Source organism: Microlunatus antarcticus, assembly GCF_014193425.1.
GTDB classification, from domain to species: domain Bacteria; phylum Actinomycetota; class Actinomycetes; order Propionibacteriales; family Propionibacteriaceae; genus Microlunatus; species Microlunatus antarcticus.
This window is the reverse complement of sequence record NZ_JACHZG010000014.1, coordinates 1-18643: the sequence shown is the minus strand read 5'-3', so window position 1 is coordinate 18643 and position 18643 is coordinate 1. Positions and strand designations below refer to the sequence as shown.

Genomic DNA, 18643 nt, shown 5'->3' with positions numbered 1-18643 from the left:
GCGGGTGAAATGGCGTCCTGACCTGCCGACACGTACCCTGAATCGAATCTGAACGCAACCGGCGCGCCGTCGCCGAGCCCAGAAGGACGTGTGCATGCCGGAGGACAAGACCCCCGCCGACCCCGACGCGTCGGGCTCCGGCTGGAACTGGTCCCGCCCCGAGGGTGGTTCGACGCCGGCCGCGCGCCACGCCCTCCCCCGCAACGAGGACTTCCGGCGCACCGTCGGCTTCACCGTCCTGGGCACCGTCGTGCCGGGCGTCGGGCTGATCGCCGCCGGGCGCCGCGTCGTCGGGTCGGTCGTGCTGGCCCTGTTCGTCCTGACCCTGGTGGCCCTCGGGCTCGCCGCACTCGTGGACCGCGACGCCCTGGTCTCGATCGGCGTCGACCCCGTCATGCTGCGCCGGCTCACGATCGTGCTGCTCGTGGTCGCGGCCCTCTGGGTCGTCGTCGTCGTCGCGACCCACCTCGCCCTGCGCCACCGGCCCACCCGCTCGCAGCGCGTCCTCGGCGGGCTCCTCGTCGGCGTCCTGGCCTTCGCGGTCGCGGCCCCGATGGCGGTCGCCGCGCGGACCGCGTACGTCTCGGCGGGGCTGGTCGGCACCGTCTTCCAGAGCTCGGCCGACACCAACAGCGCGACCCGCCCGACGCTCCAGGCGACGCACGCCGGCGACAAGGAGCAGCAGACCGACCCCTGGGCGGACCAGGCCCGGCTGAACATCCTGCTGCTGGGCGGCGACGCCGGCAAGGGTCGCGTCGGCACCCGGACCGACACCGTCATCCTGGCCAGCATCGACACCAAGACCGGTGACACGACGCTCTTCAGCCTGCCGCGGAACACCGCGCGGATGCCGTTCCCGTCGGACTCGCCGCTGAAGCGCGCGTACCCCAACGGCTTCACCGACGGCGACCCGAACAACGCCGAGTTCTTCCTCAACGCGATGTACCGCGACGTGCCCGTCAAGGTGGGCAAGGACGCCCTCGGCAAGACCGACAACCTCGGCGCCGACGTCATGAAGCTCAGCGTCGGGCAGGCGCTCGGGCTCAAGGTCGACTACTACGTCCTGATCAACCTGCAGGGCTTCTCGAAGATGGTCGACGCCCTCGGCGGGGTGCGGCTCAACGTCAACACCTACATCCCGATCGGCGGGAACACCGACCTGCACATCCCGCCGAAGGAGTTCCTCAAGCCGGGCCCGGACCAAAAGCTCGACGGCCGCAGCACCCTCTGGTACGCCCGTGGCCGTTACGGCTCGGACGACTTCGCCCGGATGGACCGCCAGCGCTGCGTCATCAACGCGATGATCAAGCAGGCCAACCCGGCGAACGTGCTGACCCGCTACGAGGACATCGCGAACGCGAGCAAGTCGATCGTCTACACCGACATCCCGCAGGAGATCCTGCCGGCGATGGTCGACCTGAGCCTCAAGGTCAAGAAGGGCAACGTCCGCAGCATCGTCTTCAAGAACGGCGTGAACGGCTTCCTGTCGACGAACCCCGACTTCTCGCTCATGCGGTCGCGGGTCAAGAAGGCGATCGACGAGGCCAAGGACGACGACACGCCGGCCAAGACGACGGGCGCCAGCAGCGGCTCTAACAAGTCCGCGCCGACGAGCGAGGACGTCGACAGCACCTGCAAGTACGACCCGAAGGTCGCCGCGACCGCGCGTCCCTACACGGGCTAGCCGGGACCGGCTGCGCCGAGCCCTACGGTGACGTCATGAACCGCAGCGACGTCACCGAGCTGATCGTCACCACCCGGATCGGCCGCGGCCTGACCTGGAACGCGATCGCCGAGCACATCGGTCGACCCAAGGTCTGGACCACGGCCGCGCTCCTGGGGCAGCACCCGCTGACGCCCGCGGACGCGGCTGCGGTGGCCGCCCTGCTCGACCTGCCGGACGAGGCCGTGCCCATCCTCGCGACGGTGCCCTACCGCGGCGGGCTGCCCACCGCCGTGCCGACCGACCCGACGATCTACCGCTTCTACGAGGCCCTGCAGGTCTACGGGCCCGCGCTCAAGGAGCTGATCCACGAGGAGTTCGGCGACGGCATCATGAGCGCGATCAACTTCAGGCTCGACATCGGGCACACGGAGCACGACGGGGCCGAGCACGTCGTCGTCACCTTCGACGGGAAGTTCCTGCCCTACGCCTGGCCGACAGACGAGGGCGGCGGTTCTCAGAGCGGCGAGTAGCCCCGGTCGGCGTCGAGGCGCTGCTGCACCTCGGACATCAGCGCGAGGAACGTCGGGTTGGCGCGCATCCGGGGGTTGAGGACGCTGACGCTGCCCTCGCCCTCCTTGCGGGTGAGCACGAGCCGGTGCCCGACCACGCGGACCTCGCCGACCTCGGACCACTTCAGCGCGTGCCGGTCGCTGCCGTGCTCGACGGTGATCGCGTCGGGCGTGGACAGCACGACGCTGCGGATCCGGCGGGTGAGGACGAGCGCGGTGAGGGCCAGCCCGACCCCGAGCACGACGAGGACGACCGACAGCACGAGGACCCCGACCGGCCACGCGTACGCGCTGGTCAGGACGAGCAGCAGGACGCCGACGACCACGAGCGCGGACGAGATGGCGAGCGCGCGGACGGGCGGCGGGGCGGCGAGGACGAAGCGGGCCTCCCGCGCGGGCGTGGGGGTGCTCACGCGTGGATCGAGGCCTCGGCGGACCGCTCGCTGCACGTCACGCGTGAACCCTAGCGGCACGCGTCCGCGCCCTGAGGTGGGCCAGCGTGGCGTCGTCGAAGAGGGCGCCGCCGGGGACGGCCGCGTTCGCGGCGCCGACGGCCGCGGCGGTCACCAGTGCGTCGGGCAGGCGTACGTCGGACGCGAGGTCGGCGACGAGCCCGGCGAGGAAGCAGTCGCCGCTGCCGACCGGGAACCCGCCGGGCGCCGCGTCGGTGGTGACCCGCCACGTCCCGTCGTCGTCCCAGCTGACCGCGCCGGCCGACCCGTCGGTGAGGACGAGGACGCCCGCCCCGGCGGCCCGCACGGCAGCGCCCAGCTCCTCGAGGTCGGCCGGGTCCCGACCCACGAGCTCGGCGGCCTCGGAGCGGTTGATCTTGACCACGTCGGGAGCGGCGACCTCGAGCAGGAGCGGCAGGACCGGACCGTGGGTGTCCACGACGAGGCGCGCACCCCGTTCACGGACGCCGGCCAGCAGCGCGACGAGGAGGTCCAGGTCGACCCCCGGCGGGACGCTGCCGGAGAGGACCAGCCAGTCCCCCGGCGCCACGTCCGCGAGGGCGGCGTCGACCTGGTCCAGCTCGGTCCCGTCGGCCGGCGGGGCGACCTCGTAGAACTCGGTCAGCGTGCCCGCCGTCTCGTCGGCGGCGCTGACGCACATCCGGGTGGGCGCCGTGGTCGACAGCCGGACGAGCTCGACCCCGGTGGGCTCGAGCAGGTCGGCCACGAGGTCGCCGAGCGGACCGGCGAGCGGGGCGACCGCGCGTACCGGGCGACCCAGCCGGGCGAGGGCGCGGGCGACGTTCAGCGACTTGCCGCCGGCCAGCCGCACCACGGAACGTGGCCGGTGGATCGTGCCGGTGGTGACGGCGTCGAGGACGTAGACCACGTCCAGGGAGGGACTCAGCCCGAGCGCGTGGATCACCCGCTCACGATCTCAGACCGCCACGACCTCGGACCGCACCGCCTGGCTCGCCGTGCCGCCGCTCGCCCTGGTCGAGAGGGCGCCGGTCACGGCGGCCCAGCGCAGCCGTTCCGCCTCGTCCTCGACCCCGGAGACCAGCGCGGCGACGTAGCCGGCGTCGAAGCTGTCGCCGGCCCCCGTGCTATCCCGGGGCTCCACCGGCACCGCGTCGACGCGAACGGCCGAGGCCGCCGCACCTTCCGGGGCGACCGACAGCGCACCCGCCGCCCCCTGCTTGACCACGACGCGGCAGCCGGCCGACGCGAGCGCGGCCGCCGCCTCGGCCGGATCGGCGGTGCGGGCGCCCAGCGCCGCCGCGACGGCCACGACCTCGGCCTCGTTCGGCAGGAACACGTCGACCAGGCTCAGCACCCGCCCGAGGCCGGCCCACCGCCCGGCGGGGTCCCAGTTGGTGTCGAGGCTGGTCGACACCCCGCGGTCGTGCAGCCAGGCGAGCAGCCCGGGCAGCTCGGCGGCGAGCGCCGGCTGCAGGAAGTACGACGCGACGTGCACGTGCCGAGGCCGGTGGGCCTCGACCGACGCGCGGACGTGGTCGGCGCGGAGCCGCGGGATCGTCCCGGGCAGCGTCAGGATGGCGCGGTCGGCGGCGGGGGCGTCGTCGGCCAGCAGGATCACCGAGAGCCCCGTCGGGTGGTCGGGGTCCCGCGCGATCGTCGTGACGTCCACCCCGCGCTCGGCCAGCCGCGTCAGCACCAGGTCGCCGAACGCGTCCTCCCCCACGACGGCGGCGAGACCGGTCGCGACGTCGAGCCGGGCCAGGCCGGCGGCCATGATGCCGGCGCTGCCGCCGAGGACCAGGTCGGCACGGTCGAGGAGCTGCTCGGCCTGCCCGAACCGCGGCACCGCGTTGCCGGCCAGCACCAGGTCGGGGTTCGCGTCGCCGACCACGAGGACGTCCATGGTGGGAGGATCTCTCATCGCTCGGCCGGACCGGGCGACCACCCGCCGTACGGACGAAGGTCGAGGATGTCTGAGCCGGACTGGGACACGCTGCGGCGGCTCCCGCTCACCGACTGGCGCCCGCGCCAGCAGCTGCGCGCGCCCGAGACCGTGGTCGAGCGTCCAGCGGTGCCCGCGGTCGACGTGCACAACCACCTCGGTCGGTGGCTGACGCCCGGGAACTGGCCTGCCAGCCCCTGGATGATCGAGGACCCCGGGGCCCTGGTCGCGACGATGGACGCCTGCGGCGTGGCGACGGTCGTCAACCTCGACGGGATGTGGGGCGACGAGGTCACGGCCAACGTCAAGCGGTACGACGCCGCGTACGCCGGCCGGTTCGTGACGTTCTGCCAGCTCGACTGGGCTCGGATCGCCGAGCCGGACGGGGTCGAGGTGCTGAAGCGGTCGCTCGCCGAGAGCCGCGAGCGCGGCGCCCGCGGGCTGAAGGTGTGGAAGGAGCTCGGGCTCCGGGTGACCGACGTCGACGGCTCGCTCGTGAGCCCGGACGACCCGCGCGTGGTCGAGGTGATCGCGTACGCCGGCGACCTCGGCCTGCCGGTGCTGATCCACACCGCCGACCCGGTCGCGTTCTTCACCCCGCTGGACGCGCACAACGAGCGCCTCGAGGAGCTGGCCCTGCACCGGGACTGGTGGTTCGGGGACCGCGACCGCTTCCCCACCTTCGACGCCCTGCTCGACGCCCACGCGGCCCTCGTCCTGGCCTGCCCGCAGACCCGCTTCGTCGGCGCGCACGCGGGCTGCGCGGCCGAGGACCTGGACCGTGTCGAGCGGCTGCTGGCGGCGGCCCCGCACTACGCCATCGACGTCGCGGGGCGCATGGCCGAGCTGGGGCGTCAGCCGCGCCGCTTCGCCCGGCTCGTGCGCGACCACCCGGACCAGGTGCTCTTCGGCACCGACATCTACCCGGCGACGGCGGAGCAGTTCCGGCTGCACTACCGGTTCCTCGAGACCGCCGACGAGAGCTTCGGCTACGACCCCGGCCGCGACGTCCCGAGCCAGGGGCGCTGGACGGTCTCCGGCCTCGCCCTCGACGCGGACCTCCTGCCCGCGGTCTACCGCGACAACGCCCTGAGGTTCCTCGGGCTCTGACCGGGGTGGTAGACCGGTGCCGTTCGACGGACGTCCTGCGCCGGCACCCCGCCGACGCCAGGAGCGCCGCGACGGAAGGAACGATCATGGGTCTCGGCGACATCGTGAACAAGGCCAAGGACCTGGCCGCGGACCACCCGGACAAGGTCGACCAGGGCATCGACAAGGCGGGCGACGCGGTCGACGCGCGCACCGGCGGCCAGCACGCGAGCCAGGTCGACAAGGCCCAGGAGGCCGTCAAGGACCGCCTCGGCCAGCAGCAGCCCCCGGCCTGACCTCAGCCGGACAGCAGCACCGGGAAGGATCTGACCGCCTACTCGCGGTCGGATCCTTCCCGTTCTCGTCTCCGCTCTGGTGGGTTACGATACGGAACGTGTCGTATCCATCTGAGTCCCGCGCGCCAGGCCGCCCACGCGACCCGGCCCGCGAGGCGGCCATCCTCGAGGCCGTCCTCGCGCTCGTGTCCGAGGTCGGCTACGCCCGCCTCTCGATGGAGGCCGTGGCCCGCCGGGCCGGCGCGTCCAAGGCGACCGTCTACCGCCGCTGGGCCACCAAGCGCGACCTCGTCGTCGCGGCGGTCAAGGCCGGTCCCGCGTCGGCCGAGCTCGTGGTCGACACCGGCTCGCTGCGCGGCGACCTGCTCGCCCTCTGCGAGCACCTCCTCCGCACGCTCCGCTCCTCCGAGGGCGGCCTGGTGCTCGGCCTGCTGCAGGCCGGGCTCGAGGACCCCGAGCTGTGCCGCCTGCTCGAGGAGACCGTCGGCCCCACCGGTGCGGCGCTCCCGCCCGAGGTCCTGGACCGTGCCGTGGCGCGGGGTGAGGTGCCCGAGAACGCCGACCCCTTTGCCTTCGAGGAGGTCACCGGCTCCGTGCTGATCCTCCGCGTCCTCAACGGCCTCCCGGTCGACCAGGCCTACCTCGAGCACCTGGTCGACGCCGTCCTGCTGCCCGCGCTGGCCCGGCCCACGCCCGTCGCGACCGACCTCCGTCCCGCCATCTTCGCCAGCTCGCACCTCTGAGACCTCCAGGAGCACGCACCTTGTCCGACCTCACGACATCCGACCTCACGATCGACTCCTTCGACCACCAGCGCATCCGCGGTGCCGACGGCGTCGAGCTCTCCGTCGCCGTCGGCGGCTCCGGGCCCCCGGTGGTGCTGCTCCACGGCTTCCCGCAGACCCACCTGATGTGGCGTCACGTCGCCCGCGAGCTCGCCGCGGACTTCACCGTGGTGTGCCCCGACCTGCGGGGCTACGGCGCGAGCGACAAGCCGGCGGCGACCGGCCCGGACGTCTACGCCAAGCGGACGATGGCGGCCGACGTGGTGGCCGTCGCCGCCGCCCTCGGCCACGCCCGCTTCGCGCTCGTGGGCCACGACCGGGGCGCCCTCGTCGCGGTCCGCGCCGGGCTCGACCACCCGGACGTCGTCACCCACCTCGGGGTCCTGGACGTCCTGCCGACCCTGGACATGTGGGACGTGCTCCACGGCGTCCAGGCGGCGGTGGCCTGGCACCTCTACCTGATGGCCCAGCCGCCGGGGCTGCCCGAGGCGATGATCGAGGCGACCGCCGACCGCTTCTTCGCCTCGTTCCTCGACGCGTGGGGCACCGACGACGCGACGATCCCGGCGGACGTACGCCGTCACTACCTGGCGGCGTCCGCGGCGGCGGTGCCGTCGATCGTCGCCGACTACCGGGCCTCCGCGGGCATCGACCTCGACCACGACCGGGCCGACCGCGCGGCCGGTCGCCAGCTCACGATGCCGGTCGGTGTCCTGTCGCAGGACTGGGGCGGCCAGCTGGGCTTCGACGCCGCCGCGCTCTGGGGCGCCTGGGCGCCGAACCTCACGTTCCAGCCGATCCAGGCGGGGCACTTCATGGCCGAGCAGGCGCCCGGCGAGGTGGCGGCGTACGTCCGCGGGCTCGTCGCCCGCTGAGGGCGGTCAGGCGGCGGAGGTGGGATTCGAACCCACGGAGCGGTCTCCCGCTCGGACGCTTTCAAGGCGTCTGCACTCGTCCACTATGCGACCCCGCCCGGGGCATCACCCTAGTGGCAGGCTGACGGCGTGCGTGCTGTCGTCGTCGCTGAGCCCGGTGGTCCCGACGTCCTGCGGGTGGAGGACGTCCCCGCGCCCGAGCCGGGGCCAGGCGAGGTGCTCGTCACCGTCGTCGCCGCCGGGGTGAACCGGGCCGACCTCATGCAGCGCGAGGGCCACTACCCGCCGCCGCCCGGGGCGAGCGAGACGATCGGGCTCGAGGTGTCGGGCCACGTGACGGCGCTGGGGCCGGACGTCGACGGGCTGGAGGTCGGGCAGCCGTGCGTCGCCCTGCTGGCCGGCGGCGGGTACGCCGAGCAGGTCGTCGTGCCGGCGGGCCAGGCCGTCGCCCCGCCGCCGGGCTACGACCTCGTCGACGCAGCGGGCGTGCTGGAGGTCGCGGCGACGGTCTGGTCGACGCTGGCGTACGCGCACCTGGCCTCGGGCGAGACGTTCCTGGTGCACGGCGGCGCGGGCGGGATCGGGTCGTTCGCCATCCAGTACGCGAAGGCGCTGGGCGCGACCGTGATCGCCACCGCAGGCAGCGAGGCCAAGCTCGGTCACTGCCGCGACCTCGGCGCCGACCACGCGTTCTCCTACCGCGACGACTGGGCCGCGCAGATCCGGGGCGTCACGGACGGCCGCGGTGTGGACGTCGTCCTCGACAACATGGGCGCCAAGTACCTCGAGGCCCACGTCGGCCTGCTGGCCCCCGACGGCCGGCTGGTCGTGATCGGTTTCCAGGGCGGACGCACCGGCACGATCGACCTCGGCGCGCTGCTGGCCAAGCGCGGCACCGTGGCCGCCATCTCCCTGCGCGGCCGTCCGCTGGACCAGAAGGCCGACATCTGCCGCCACGTGGCCGCCGAGGTCTGGCCGCTGCTCGCCGACGGGACGATCCGGCCGACGCCGCTCACCACGTACGCGCTCGACGACGTCGCCGACGCGCACCGGGCCCTCGAGTCGGGCGACAACGTCGGGAAGATCGTCCTGAAGGTCGCCTAGCGCGTCAGCGCCGGCAGCGCGGACAGGACGACGGCGACCTCCTCCTGGGGCGTGCCGCCGAGGTTCACCGTGATCACCTGCTCGTCGGGGCCCGGGACCTCCAGGGTCGCGAGCTGGGAGTCGAGGAGGCTGAGCGGCATGAAGTGGCCCGAACGGGCGGCCATCCGGCGCGTGATCGTGTCGCGGGTGCCGGCCAGGTGGACGAAGACGACGTTGGGGCGACGCAGCCGGTCGCGGTAGGCGCGCTTCAGCGCCGAGCACGTGATGATGCCGGGCTCGCCCCGGCGGCCCTGCTCGTCGATCCACGCCCCGATCGTGTCGAGCCACGGCCAGCGGTCGTCGTCGGTGAGGGGGATGCCCTGCTCCATCTTGGCCACGTTGGCCTCGGGGTGCAGGTCGTCGCCCTCCTCCAGCGGCCAGCCGAGATGGCCGGCGAGGAGCCCGGCGACGGTCGACTTGCCCGTGCCCGAGACGCCCATGACGACGAGGACGGGCGGTGGCGTGGTCGGCATGGCGGGTCTTCCTCGGGGTCCGGTCGGGCGCCCCACTCTGTCAGGTGGGGTTGGCGACGAAGTCGAAGGTCGACGGCACCGTGGCCGGCGGCTCGGACCCGAAGGCCAGGACGATCTCCTGGTGGTCGACCAGCCGCAGCAGCGCCGGGTCGCCGGTGAGCGGACGGCCGTCGACGTACGCGTAGAGGTGCCGGTCCGGGCCGACCTCCAGGCCGCCGAGGTGGCTCTCGTCGAGCCGGACGCCCCACTCGACGAAGAGCTGGCCGAGCGTGAACGTCGTCTCCGCGTCGCCCGCCTCCGCGTGCACGACCCCGGTCTCGGCGTGCGTGTGGAGCTCGGCGTAGAGCTGCTGGGGCACGTCGATGCCCAGGTTGGCCGGCACGGTCACCGGACGGCCGTCGACGAGCAGGTCGAGGTGCACGTGGAAGTGCTGCACCATCCCCTCGGACGGCGCGGCCGTGAGGCCGGCGGCGCGGACGCCCTCCGCGGGGTCGACCGGCGCGGGCCAGGGCGGCAGGGCCGAGCCGCCGCCCGCGTACGAGGACGGGACGCGGGGCGGGGCGGAGAGCCCGAGGACGGACACGACCAGGGCGGCCACGGCCACCGCGGCCGCGAGGGCCAGCAGGACGAGCCGGCGGCGGTCGGTGCGGGGCGCGGCACCCTCCGGCGTCTCGGTCGCGTCCACCCCGCCAGGTTAGGTCGGGACCGACGACCCCCGCAGCACGAGCCGGCAGGGCAGCGCGACCACGCCCTGGCCGGGCTCGCCGCCGTCGATGGCCGTGAGGAGCCGACTCGCGGACTCGCGGCCGAGCCGGACGAGCCCGGGATCCACCGTGGTCAGGGTGGGCCGCGCCGCCTCCACCATCACGTCCCAGTTGTCGAACCCCACGACGGAGACCTCGACCGGCACCCGGACACCGGCCTCGCGGAGCCCGTCGGTGAGGCCGCGGGCGATCTGGTCGCTGCCGCAGAAGACGCCGTCGACCCGCGCGCCCTCCGGTCGCCGCGCCAGCAGCCCGGCCGCGGTCCTCCCCCACGCCTCGCTCCAGTGCCCGAGCAGCACGTCGGCGACCTCGACGCCCGCGCCGGCAGCCGCCCGCTCGAAGCCCTGCTGACGCAGCCGGGTGGAGAGGTGGTGCTGCGGACCGCTCACGTACGCCAGCCGCGTCCGGCCGAGGGCGGCCAGGTGCTCGACCGCGAGCCGGGCCCCCTGCTCGTCGTCCATCGTCACGGTCAGGTCGCCCGGGTCGTCGGAGCGGCACAGGGCGTAGACGACGGGGATGGGGAGCCGCCCGACCGTACGGCGGGCGTCCGGTCGCCGACCCGTCACCACGATCCCGTCGACCCGCCGGTTCAGCAGCTCGGTGATGTAGTGGCGCTCGCGCAGCGGGTCGCCGCGCCCGTCGCAGAGCAGGGTCGACACCTGCCCGGCGCCGAGGCTGTCCTCGATCCCCTCCATGAGGGGCAGGGTGAAGCGCCCGAAGCTGTCGCTGGTCAGCATCCCGACCGTGTAGGTGCGGCCCTCCGACAGGCTGCGGGCGACCCGGTTGGGCTGGAACCGCAGCTTCTCCGCCGCGTCGAGCACCCGCTGCCGGGTCTCCTCGCGCAGCTGGCCCTGCCCGTTGAGCGCCTTCGACACGGTCCCGGGCGAGACCCCGGCGAGCTGCGCCACGTCGCGCACGGTGGGCACGGCGTCGTTCCGGACCATTCCGCCGGCCTCCTTCCGTGTCCCCCGGCTGGGAGGTGAGACCCATGACTACCACAGGGTTGACCGATCGGCACCCGACCGGTTAGCGTCCGCGGAAACCGATTTCCGATGTTTCCGTTCTGCCCGACCACGGGCCGCGACGACGCCGACGCCAGGAGACCCGATGACCATCAGAGCAAGAGCCCGAGGGCTGGCCGTAGGCCTGGCCGCCGTCACGCTGCTGGCGACCGCCTGCGGTGGAGGGGGTGACTCCGGGGGTGGCTCCGGCGGCGGGGACGTCAGCAGCGGTCCGGCGACGGGCGAGATCACGATCTGGGCCCGGGACTCGCAGCAGGGCTTCATGAGCCAGCTCGTGGACCTCTTCAACGCCAGCCACCAGGTCAAGGCGAAGGTCACGATCATCCCCAACTCGAGCTTCGTGCAGAAGCTGGGCACGGCCGCGGCCGCCGGGTCCGGGCCCGACGTCTCCTCGATCGACCTCGTCTACGCGCCCTACTTCGCCTCGGCGGGAGCGCTCGAGGACATCACCGAGCTCGCCGACTCACTGCCGTACAAGGGCTCGCTGAGCCCGTCGCACCAGCGCCTCAGCACCTTCGAGGGCAAGACGTACGCGCTGCCGTTCACGGCGGAGGCGTCGGCGGTCTACTACAACAAGGACCTCTTCGAGAAGGCCGGGATCGCCGCGCCGCCGACCACGTACGCCGAGATGCGGGACGACGCCAAGAAGATCCGCGCGCTCGGCAGCGACTACTACGGCTTCACCTTCGCCGGCGCGTGCGGCGGGTGCAACGTCTTCGAGTTCGCCCCGCACGTCTGGGCGAGCGGCGGCGACGTGCTCAGCGAGGACGGCAAGCAGGCCCAGCTCGGCTCGCCGGCCGTGACGGACGCGCTCGGGCTCTACCGCGGCATGTGGGAGGACGGCTCGGTCTCGAGCGCGTCCAAGAACGACGGCGGCACGCAGCAGATCCCGCTCTTCACCTCCGGCAAGGTCGGCATGATCACGCTCGGGGCGTTCGCGATCCCCTCGATCGAGAAGGCGAAGATCAACTTCGGCGTGACCCCCATCCCGGGCAAGGACGGCGGGACCGCCTCCTTCGCCGGCGGCGACGTCATCTCGGTGATCAACGGCACCAAGAACGAGGCCGGCGCGAGCGAGTTCGTGAAGTGGGCCACCGACACCGAGGCGCAGACCTTCCTGGCCAAGAACGGCAGCGTGCCGGTCCGCACCGACCTGGTCCCGACGATCTACGCCAGCCAGGGCGAGCCGTACAAGGTGTTCGGCGACCTGATGGCGACGGGGAAGACGCCGTACAGCACGGTCGAGAACGCCGTCTTCAACGACAACAACGGCCCCTGGGCCAAGATGATCAACGACGCGGTCTTCGGGCCGGACCTGGCCTCGGCGCAGGCGACCGGGCAGACGTCGGCCCAGTCCCTGATCGACGCGGGCTAGGAGGGCGCACCCTCATGACCGCGATCGTCGAGGAGGCCTCCGGGTCCCGCGGTGCTCCCGGCACCCCTGGCGCGCCGCTCACCGCGGCGCGCCGGGGGATGCGGGTCGGTCGCCGACGGGCCCTCGTGGGGCTGGCCATGGCGAGCCCGGCGATCGTCCTGATCGTCGCGTTCTTCGTGGTGCCGCTGGTGATGACGTTCTGGATCTCGCTGCACAACTGGCCCCTGCTCGGGCGGCACCGCTTCATCGGGCTGGACAACTACGTGCGCGCGGTGGCCGACCCGGGCTTCCGGACGGCCATGAAGTTCACCCTGGTCTACACGGTGGTGATCACGCCGGTGCTGTTCCTGATCGGGCTGGGGATGGCGCTGCTCGTCCGCCGCAAGGTCCGGGCGGCCCGGGTCTTCCAGTCGATCTACTTCATGCCCGTGTGCATCGGCCTGGCGTCGGGGTCGTTCCTCTGGCTCTACCTCGGGCAGTCGCGGATCGGCCCGCTCTTCGACCTGCTGCGGCGGGCCGGGGTCGTCCCCGCCGACGGGAACATCTTCGCCGGGACCTGGGGCGCTCTGCTCATGGTCGTCGGGATGGTCACCTGGAAGGTCGTCGGGCTGCAGATGCTGCTTCTCCTGTCCGGCCTGCAGTCCATCCCCGACGAGGTCACCGAGGCGGCCCGCATCGACGGTGCGAGCCGCTGGCAGGGGTTCCGGTACATCACCCTGCCGCTGCTGCGCCCGACGCTGGCGCTGGTGCTGGTCTTCTCGGTGGCGGGCTCGCTGCTGGCCTTCGACCAGTTCTTCATCATGACCAACGGCGGCCCCGCGAACTCGACCATCACGGCCGTGTACGCGATCTACCGCACCTCGTTCATCTCGTTCAAGCTCGGCTACGGCGCCGCGCTGTCCGTCTTCCTGATGGTCGTCCTCGCCGTGGTCAGCGCCGTGCAGATGCTGCTGCTGAGGAACACCGACCATGGCTGACACCGCGACGGCGAGGCACGCCCGTACGGCTCCCCGTGCCTCGGCCCGTGCACGGGACGACGGGCGGACGAAGCCGGGCTTCCTGCGCGAGGTCCGGGCCTCGATGCCCGCGCTCGCCTGGTGGGTCGTGTGCCTCTGCCTGGCGGTCGCGTTCCTCTACCCGCTCTTCGTGATGCTCTCGATGGCGCTCAAGGGCCCCGTCGAGCAGGCGCAGATCCCGCCGACGGTCTTCCCGCACGCGCCGACGCTGGACAACTTCACCCGCCTGTCCAGCGTGCAGGGGCTCAACGTCTTCGGCAACCTGCTGAACAGCGTCATGGTCACGCTGGCCGCCACCGTGCTGACGGTGGTCGTGGCGACGCTGGCCGGCTACGCGCTGGCGCGGGCCCGGTTCCCCGGCAGCAACATCGTCTTCTTCGCCATCCTGGCGACGTTCATGATCCCGTTCCAGGCGATCATCACGCCGCTGTTCATGGTGCTGAAGACGCTCGGGCTGAACAACTCGCTGGTCGGCCTGACGATCGTCTACGTGACGTTCAACCTGCCGTTCGGGCTGTTCATCATGCGCAACTCGTTCGCGGCGGTGCCCGGGACGCTCGAGGAGGCGGCGCTGGTCGACGGCTGCGGCATCCTCAGAGCGCTCCGCCACATCATGCTGCCGATCGTCATGCCCGGGGTGATCACCACGGCGCTGCTGACCTTCTTCGCCAGCTGGAACGAGTTCTTCGCCGCGCTGATCCTGCTGACCGACCAGGACAAGTTCACGCTGCCGGTGACCCTGACCCTGGTGACGTCGGGCCAGTTCGGCACCGTCAACTGGGGTGCCCTGGAGGCCGGGGTCGCCCTGACGGTCCTGCCCTGCGTGGTGATCTACGTCCTGCTCCAGCGCTACTACGTCAGCGGGATGCTCAACGGCGCCCTCAAGTGAGCCCACCGCCCGTACGACCCCTGTCCTGCCTGCCCCGCACCCGTGAGGAACGACGATGACCGACCTCGACACCGCCCCGCCCGCCGCCCAGACCAGCACCGCCGGCCCCGTCCGGCTCACCGCGACGAACCGCACCGTGCTCGTCCCCGCCGCCCGCTCGAGCATCACCGGCGGGCTGTGGGCCGAGCGCCGCCAGGTCAACCGCGACGTGAGCGTCCCCGTCGGGTGGGACCGCCTGCACGAGGCGGGCAACTTCAGCAACCTCGAGCTGGCCGCCGGCGTCCGGACCGAGGGCGCGTACGTCAGCAGCCTCCCGTTCCTCGACAGCGACCTCTACAAGTGGCTCGAGGCGGTCGGCTGGACGTTCGCCGACCCGGAGCTGGACGACGTCGCCGCGGCGCAGCTCGAGGACTTCCTGACCACCTCGGCCAAGCTCCTGGCCTCGGCGCAGGAGGACGACGGCTACCTCGACTCCTACTTCCAGGTGCTGTTCCCGGGCGAGCGCTTCGCCCAGCTCACCTGGGGCCACGAGCTCTACTGCGCCGGCCACCTGATCCAGGCGGCCGTAGCGCTGCACCGCACGCACGCGGACCCGCGGGTGCTCGACGTCGCGCGCCGCGTCGCCGACCTGGTCGTGCGGTCCTTCGGGACGGGCGAAGGACGCGTCGACGGGATCGACGGCCACCCCGAGGTCGAGTCCGCGCTGGTCGAGCTCTACCGCGAGACCGGCGAGCAGGGCTACCTCGACGCGGCCCGCTTCTTCGTCGACCGGCGCGGCCACGGGGTGCTCGGTCCCGACCGCTTCGGCTCGCACTACTTCCAGGACCACCTGCCCGTCCGGGACGCCCCGACGGTCGAGGGCCACTCGGTCCGCCAGCTCTACCTCCTCGCCGGGGTCGCCGACCTCTACGTCGAGGACGGCGACGAGTCGCTGCGCACGGCCGCCGAACGGCTGTGGCACGAGATGGTCGCCACCAAGACCTACCTCACCGGGGGCATCGGCACGCACCACACCGACGAGGCGTTCGGCGACCCGTACGAGCTGACCAACGAACGCAGCTACTGCGAGACCTGCGCCGCCATCGCGTCGGTGATGTTCTCGTGGCGGATGCTCATGATCACCGGCGAGGCGCGCTACGCCGACCTGATCGAGCGCACCCTCTACAACGGCTTCCTGGCCGGGGTGTCGCTGGACGGCCAGCGCTACATCTACGCCAACCCGCTGCAGGTGCGCGACGGGCACGTCGAGGGCGGGAACGACCGCGACTACGCCCGCAAGCCCTGGTTCAAGTGCGCCTGCTGCCCGCCGAACGTCATGCGGACCCTGGCGTCGCTGGAGCACTACGTCGTCCTGGGCGGCGCGCAGGGTCTGACGGTGCACCAGTTCGTCACGGGCACCTGGACCGCGACGACGGGGGCCGGCGAGGCCACGGTCGCCGTCGAGACCGGCTACCCGTGGGACGGGCAGGTGCACGTCCGGGTCGAGGACTCCCCCGGCACCTGGGGCCTCACCCTGCGCGTGCCGCACTGGGCGCGGACGGCGTCGGTCTCCGTCAACGGCGAGGCCGTCTCCGTCGAGCCGGCCGAGGGCTGGGTCACGGTGACGCGGGAGTGGGCCGCGGGCGACGAGCTGGTGCTCGACCTGCCGCTGGAGCCCCGCCTCACCCGGGCCGACGACCGCGTCGACGCCGACCGGGCGAGCGTCGCGGTCGAGCGCGGACCGCTCGTCTACTGCTTCGAGGCGGTCGACAACCCGGGCCAGCGCCTCGACGACGTGGCGATCGACGTCGCGGCGGAGGTCCGGACCGGCGCGCCGCTCGACGGGCTCCCCGCCGAGGTCACCGCCCTGACGGTGCAGGGCGTCCGCCGGGACCGCGCCGAGCGGGGCTGGTGGCCGTACGCGGACAGCACCGCGCCCGACGCCGACACCACGACGGAGATCGAGCTCACCGCGGTGCCGTACTACGTCTGGGGCAACCGCGCCGAGGGCGCGATGCGCATCTGGACGCCCACCTCGTAGACCCCCCAGCCGGAGTGGGGACGACTCGGCACCTCTGCGGTGTCGGAGCGTCCCCACGGTCCGGTCAGCTGGTCCAGGCCCGCCACAGGCGCGCGTACTCGCCGTCGCGGGCGACGAGCTCGTCGTGGCTGCCGAGCTCGGCGATGCGGCCGTCGATGACCACGGCGATGCGGTCGGCGTCGTGGGCGGTGTGCAGGCGGTGGGCGATGGCGACGACGCTGCGGTCCTGCAGCAGCGCGCCCATCGACCCCTCGAGGTGGCGGGCGGTCGTCGGGTCGATCAGCGAGGTCGCCTCGTCGAGCACGAGGGTGTGCGGGTCGGCGACGACGAGGCGGGCCAGGGCGATCTGCTGGGCCTGCGCGGGCGTCGGCTCGAGCTGGCCCGAGCCGAGGCGGGTGTCGAGGCCGCGCGGGAGACGTTCCACCCAGTCGAGGGCGTCGACGGTCCGCAGCGCCTCGATCACGACCTCGTCGGAGGCGTCCTCGCGGGCCAGCACGACGTTGTCGCGCAACGACCCCGCGAAGACGTGGTGCTCCTGCGTGACCAGCGCGACCTCGGTGCGGAGCACGGGCAGCGGCAGGTCGAGCAGCTCGACCCCGCCGACCGACACCGACCCCGTACGGGGCCCGTTGATCCCGGCGAGCAGGCGGCCCAGCGTCGACTTGCCCGAACCGCTGGGGCCGACGATCGCCAGCCGCTCGCCCGGCTGCAGCTCGAGGTCGACGCCGTGCAGGACGTCGCGGCCGGTGCGGTAGGCGAAGCGGAGGTCGGTCCCGACCAGCCGGTTGCCGTCCGGCCGTGCCTCGCCGGCCTCGCGGTCCTGCGGCACCTCGGCCACGCCGAGCAGGCGCGCGGTGGAGGCGATGCCGACCTGGAGCTGGTCGAGGTTGCGGATGAGGCGCTGCAGCGGCTCGCGCAGGGCCTGGACGTAGAGCGTGGCCGCCGTCAGCTGGCCGAGCGTCACCCAGCCGCGGGCGACCCCGTACGCGCCGAGCGCGAGCACGAGGACGAGCGGGCTGTCGAAGGCGATCCCCAGGGCGCCGAACAGCACGTTCCGCAGGGTCATCGTGTAGCGCTCGGCCTGCGACGACTCGTCGATGTCGGCGTCGTTGACCCCGTTGCGCCGGTGCTGCAGACCGAGCGCCTCGACCGTCCGGGCGCCCTCCACGGTCTCGGTGAGCGAGGTGTTGATCAAGGAGTACGTGCCGCCCTCGGTCACGTAGCCCTGGGCCGCGCGGCGCAGGTAGCGCCGGACCGAGATCACGAGCACGGGCGCGCTCAGGATCAGCGGGGCGGCGAGGAGCACGGAGTTCAGGAGCATCGCGCCGACGGTCAGGATCGTGGCCGCCAGCGCGACCGCGGCCTCGGGCAGCCCGTAGCGGACGCTCTGGCTCATCGTCGACACGTCGCGGGTCACCCGGGTGACGAGGTCGCCCGAGCTGGCGGACTCGACGCGGCCGAGCGGCAGGCCCAGCACGGTGTCGACGACGTACTCGCGGGCCGAGGCCAGCAGGTCCTGGCCGAAGATCACCGACGTCCGCAGCGCGAGGAAGGTCAGGACCGCCTGCACGACGACCACGGCCGCGACCGCGAGGGCCAGCGCGTCGACCTGCGCCAGCGTGGTGCCCGGCGCGGAGACGTCGTCGACCAGCCGGCCCACGAAGCGGGGCACGACCAGCCCGGCGAGCGCGGCGAGGCCGTGCAGCACGAGCAGGGCGACGACGGTCGGCCGGCGGGTGCGGACGAGGTCGAGCGCGAACCGTCCGACGACGCCGCGGTCGGCGACCGGGAGCGCCCGGTCCGGGTGCAGCGACGCCGCGTAGTAGTCCTCGGCCCGCTGCGCGCGGAGGAGGTGCCGCCCGCGCAGCCGGGAGATCCGGCGCCAGGGCGGCCCGGAGTGCTGCACCCGCAGCGCGGCCGGGACGCGCTCGGCGACGCCGGCGTCGCTCCAGGTGGCGACCGAGTCCGTCAGCGCCCTCATGCGTCGACCAGCGCCCGGGCGACGACGGCGCGGTAGGCCGGGGAGGAGTGCAGCAGGTGCTCGTGCGTGCCGCGCTCGGCGACGACGCCGTCGACGAGCAGGACGACGTCGTCGGCGCGGTGCAGCAGCAGCGGGGAGGCAGTCACCACGACGGTCGTGCGTCCGGCGCGGGCCGCACGCAGCCGTACGCCGATCTCGGCCTCGGTGTGGGCGTCGACGGCCGAGGTCGGCTCGACGAGCACGAGGACCTCCGGCTCGAGCGCGAGCGCCCGGGCCAGGACGAGACGCTGGCGCTGGCCGCCGG

Annotated in this window: 18 protein-coding genes, 1 tRNA gene and 1 pseudogene; 11 read left to right on the top strand and 9 right to left on the bottom strand. The window is 73.1% G+C overall.

Annotation, left to right across the window (positions count from 1 at the left end; translation table 11 throughout):
* The first annotated feature begins 94 nt into the window (after positions 1-94).
* Together FHX39_RS20250 and cynS are read left to right on the top strand one after the other, a co-directional pair.
* A complete protein-coding gene (locus tag FHX39_RS20250) occupies positions 95-1684 on the top strand; it encodes an LCP family protein (RefSeq protein ID WP_183342713.1) in 1590 nt (529 codons plus the stop codon).
* 35 nt (positions 1685-1719) lie between these two features.
* Positions 1720-2196 carry a cyanase gene (cynS, locus tag FHX39_RS20245; protein ID WP_183342710.1) on the top strand — a complete coding sequence of 159 codons (477 nt, stop codon included), beginning with the start codon at positions 1720-1722 and terminating at the stop codon, positions 2194-2196.
* Here the strand turns inward: cynS and FHX39_RS20240 are convergent.
* Genes FHX39_RS20240 through FHX39_RS20230 form a run of 3 tightly spaced genes read right to left on the bottom strand, consistent with a single transcriptional unit; the run spans position 2181 to position 4572 of the window.
* Entirely contained in the window at positions 2181-2648 is a 468-nt protein-coding gene (locus FHX39_RS20240) for a hypothetical protein (RefSeq protein ID WP_183342708.1), read from the bottom strand. The genes cynS and FHX39_RS20240 overlap by 16 nt on opposite strands.
* Before the next feature lie 37 nt (positions 2649-2685).
* Positions 2686-3612 carry a 1-phosphofructokinase family hexose kinase gene (locus tag FHX39_RS20235; RefSeq protein ID WP_183342706.1) on the bottom strand — a complete coding sequence of 309 codons (927 nt, stop codon included), beginning with the start codon at positions 3610-3612 and terminating at the stop codon, positions 2686-2688.
* Positions 3613-3624: 12 nt separating this feature from the next.
* A complete protein-coding gene (locus FHX39_RS20230) occupies positions 3625-4572 on the bottom strand; it encodes a carbohydrate kinase family protein (protein ID WP_183342704.1) in 948 nt (315 codons plus the stop codon).
* Between the two features lie 66 nt (positions 4573-4638).
* Here FHX39_RS20230 and FHX39_RS20225 point away from each other — a divergent pair, with 66 nt between their 5' ends.
* The 4 genes from FHX39_RS20225 (at position 4639) to FHX39_RS20210 (ending at position 7656) form a co-directional block, all read left to right on the top strand.
* A complete protein-coding gene (locus FHX39_RS20225) occupies positions 4639-5721 on the top strand; it encodes an amidohydrolase family protein (RefSeq protein ID WP_183342702.1) in 1083 nt (360 codons plus the stop codon).
* An 86-nt stretch (positions 5722-5807) separates the two neighbouring features.
* Entirely contained in the window at positions 5808-5996 is a 189-nt protein-coding gene (locus FHX39_RS20220; protein ID WP_183342720.1) for an antitoxin, read from the top strand.
* 98 nt (positions 5997-6094) lie between these two features.
* Positions 6095-6739, top strand: coding sequence for a TetR/AcrR family transcriptional regulator (locus FHX39_RS21885; RefSeq protein ID WP_332837007.1), 645 nt, complete (start codon positions 6095-6097; stop codon positions 6737-6739).
* 20 nt (positions 6740-6759) lie between these two features.
* Positions 6760-7656, top strand: coding sequence for an alpha/beta fold hydrolase (locus FHX39_RS20210; protein WP_183342699.1), 897 nt, complete (start codon positions 6760-6762; stop codon positions 7654-7656).
* An 11-nt stretch (positions 7657-7667) separates the two neighbouring features.
* Here the strand turns inward: FHX39_RS20210 and FHX39_RS20205 are convergent.
* A tRNA-Ser gene (locus tag FHX39_RS20205) sits at positions 7668-7754 on the bottom strand.
* A 31-nt stretch (positions 7755-7785) separates the two neighbouring features.
* Between FHX39_RS20205 and FHX39_RS20200 the strand changes: the two genes are divergently transcribed.
* Complete coding sequence (locus tag FHX39_RS20200) at positions 7786-8760, top strand: NAD(P)H-quinone oxidoreductase (protein WP_183342697.1); 975 nt, start codon at positions 7786-7788, stop codon at positions 8758-8760.
* Here FHX39_RS20200 and FHX39_RS20195 read toward each other — a convergent pair.
* The 3 genes from FHX39_RS20195 to FHX39_RS20185 are packed head-to-tail and all read right to left on the bottom strand — an operon-like array spanning position 8757 to position 10980.
* Positions 8757-9272 (bottom strand): gluconokinase, encoded by a 516-nt coding sequence (locus tag FHX39_RS20195; protein WP_183342695.1) that lies wholly within the window; start codon positions 9270-9272, stop codon positions 8757-8759. The genes FHX39_RS20200 and FHX39_RS20195 overlap by 4 nt on opposite strands.
* Positions 9273-9312: 40 nt before the next feature.
* Positions 9313-9957 carry a hypothetical protein gene (locus tag FHX39_RS20190; protein ID WP_183342693.1) on the bottom strand — a complete coding sequence of 215 codons (645 nt, stop codon included), beginning with the start codon at positions 9955-9957 and terminating at the stop codon, positions 9313-9315.
* A 9-nt stretch (positions 9958-9966) separates the two neighbouring features.
* On the bottom strand, positions 9967-10980 hold the full coding sequence (locus FHX39_RS20185) for a LacI family DNA-binding transcriptional regulator (RefSeq protein ID WP_183342691.1): 1014 nt from the start codon (positions 10978-10980) through the stop codon (positions 9967-9969).
* A gap of 163 nt (positions 10981-11143) precedes the next feature.
* Between FHX39_RS20185 and FHX39_RS20180 the strand changes: the two genes are divergently transcribed.
* The 4 genes from FHX39_RS20180 to FHX39_RS20165 are packed head-to-tail and all read left to right on the top strand — an operon-like array spanning position 11144 to position 16358.
* Positions 11144-12433 carry an ABC transporter substrate-binding protein gene (locus tag FHX39_RS20180; RefSeq protein WP_183342689.1) on the top strand — a complete coding sequence of 430 codons (1290 nt, stop codon included), beginning with the start codon at positions 11144-11146 and terminating at the stop codon, positions 12431-12433.
* A 14-nt stretch (positions 12434-12447) separates the two neighbouring features.
* Positions 12448-13410, top strand: a complete 963-nt coding sequence (locus FHX39_RS20175; RefSeq protein ID WP_198424105.1) for a carbohydrate ABC transporter permease — start codon at positions 12448-12450, stop codon at positions 13408-13410.
* Positions 13403-14338: a carbohydrate ABC transporter permease gene (locus FHX39_RS20170; RefSeq protein WP_198424104.1), complete on the top strand. Its 936-nt coding sequence runs from the start codon at positions 13403-13405 to the stop codon at positions 14336-14338. Before FHX39_RS20175 ends, FHX39_RS20170 begins: the two co-directional genes overlap by 8 nt.
* Positions 14339-14393: 55 nt before the next feature.
* Positions 14394-16358 carry a glycoside hydrolase family 127 protein gene (locus FHX39_RS20165; RefSeq protein ID WP_183342687.1) on the top strand — a complete coding sequence of 655 codons (1965 nt, stop codon included), beginning with the start codon at positions 14394-14396 and terminating at the stop codon, positions 16356-16358.
* Positions 16359-16422: 64 nt separating this feature from the next.
* On the opposite strand, the gene FHX39_RS20160 is transcribed toward FHX39_RS20165, so the two are convergent.
* Together FHX39_RS20160 and FHX39_RS20155 are read right to left on the bottom strand one after the other, a co-directional pair.
* Positions 16423-18339: an ABC transporter ATP-binding protein gene (locus FHX39_RS20160; RefSeq protein WP_183342685.1), complete on the bottom strand. Its 1917-nt coding sequence runs from the start codon at positions 18337-18339 to the stop codon at positions 16423-16425.
* Positions 18336-18643: pseudogene (locus FHX39_RS20155) on the bottom strand (ABC transporter ATP-binding protein); the annotation flags it as partial. The pseudogene FHX39_RS20155 and the gene FHX39_RS20160, both read right to left, overlap by 4 nt.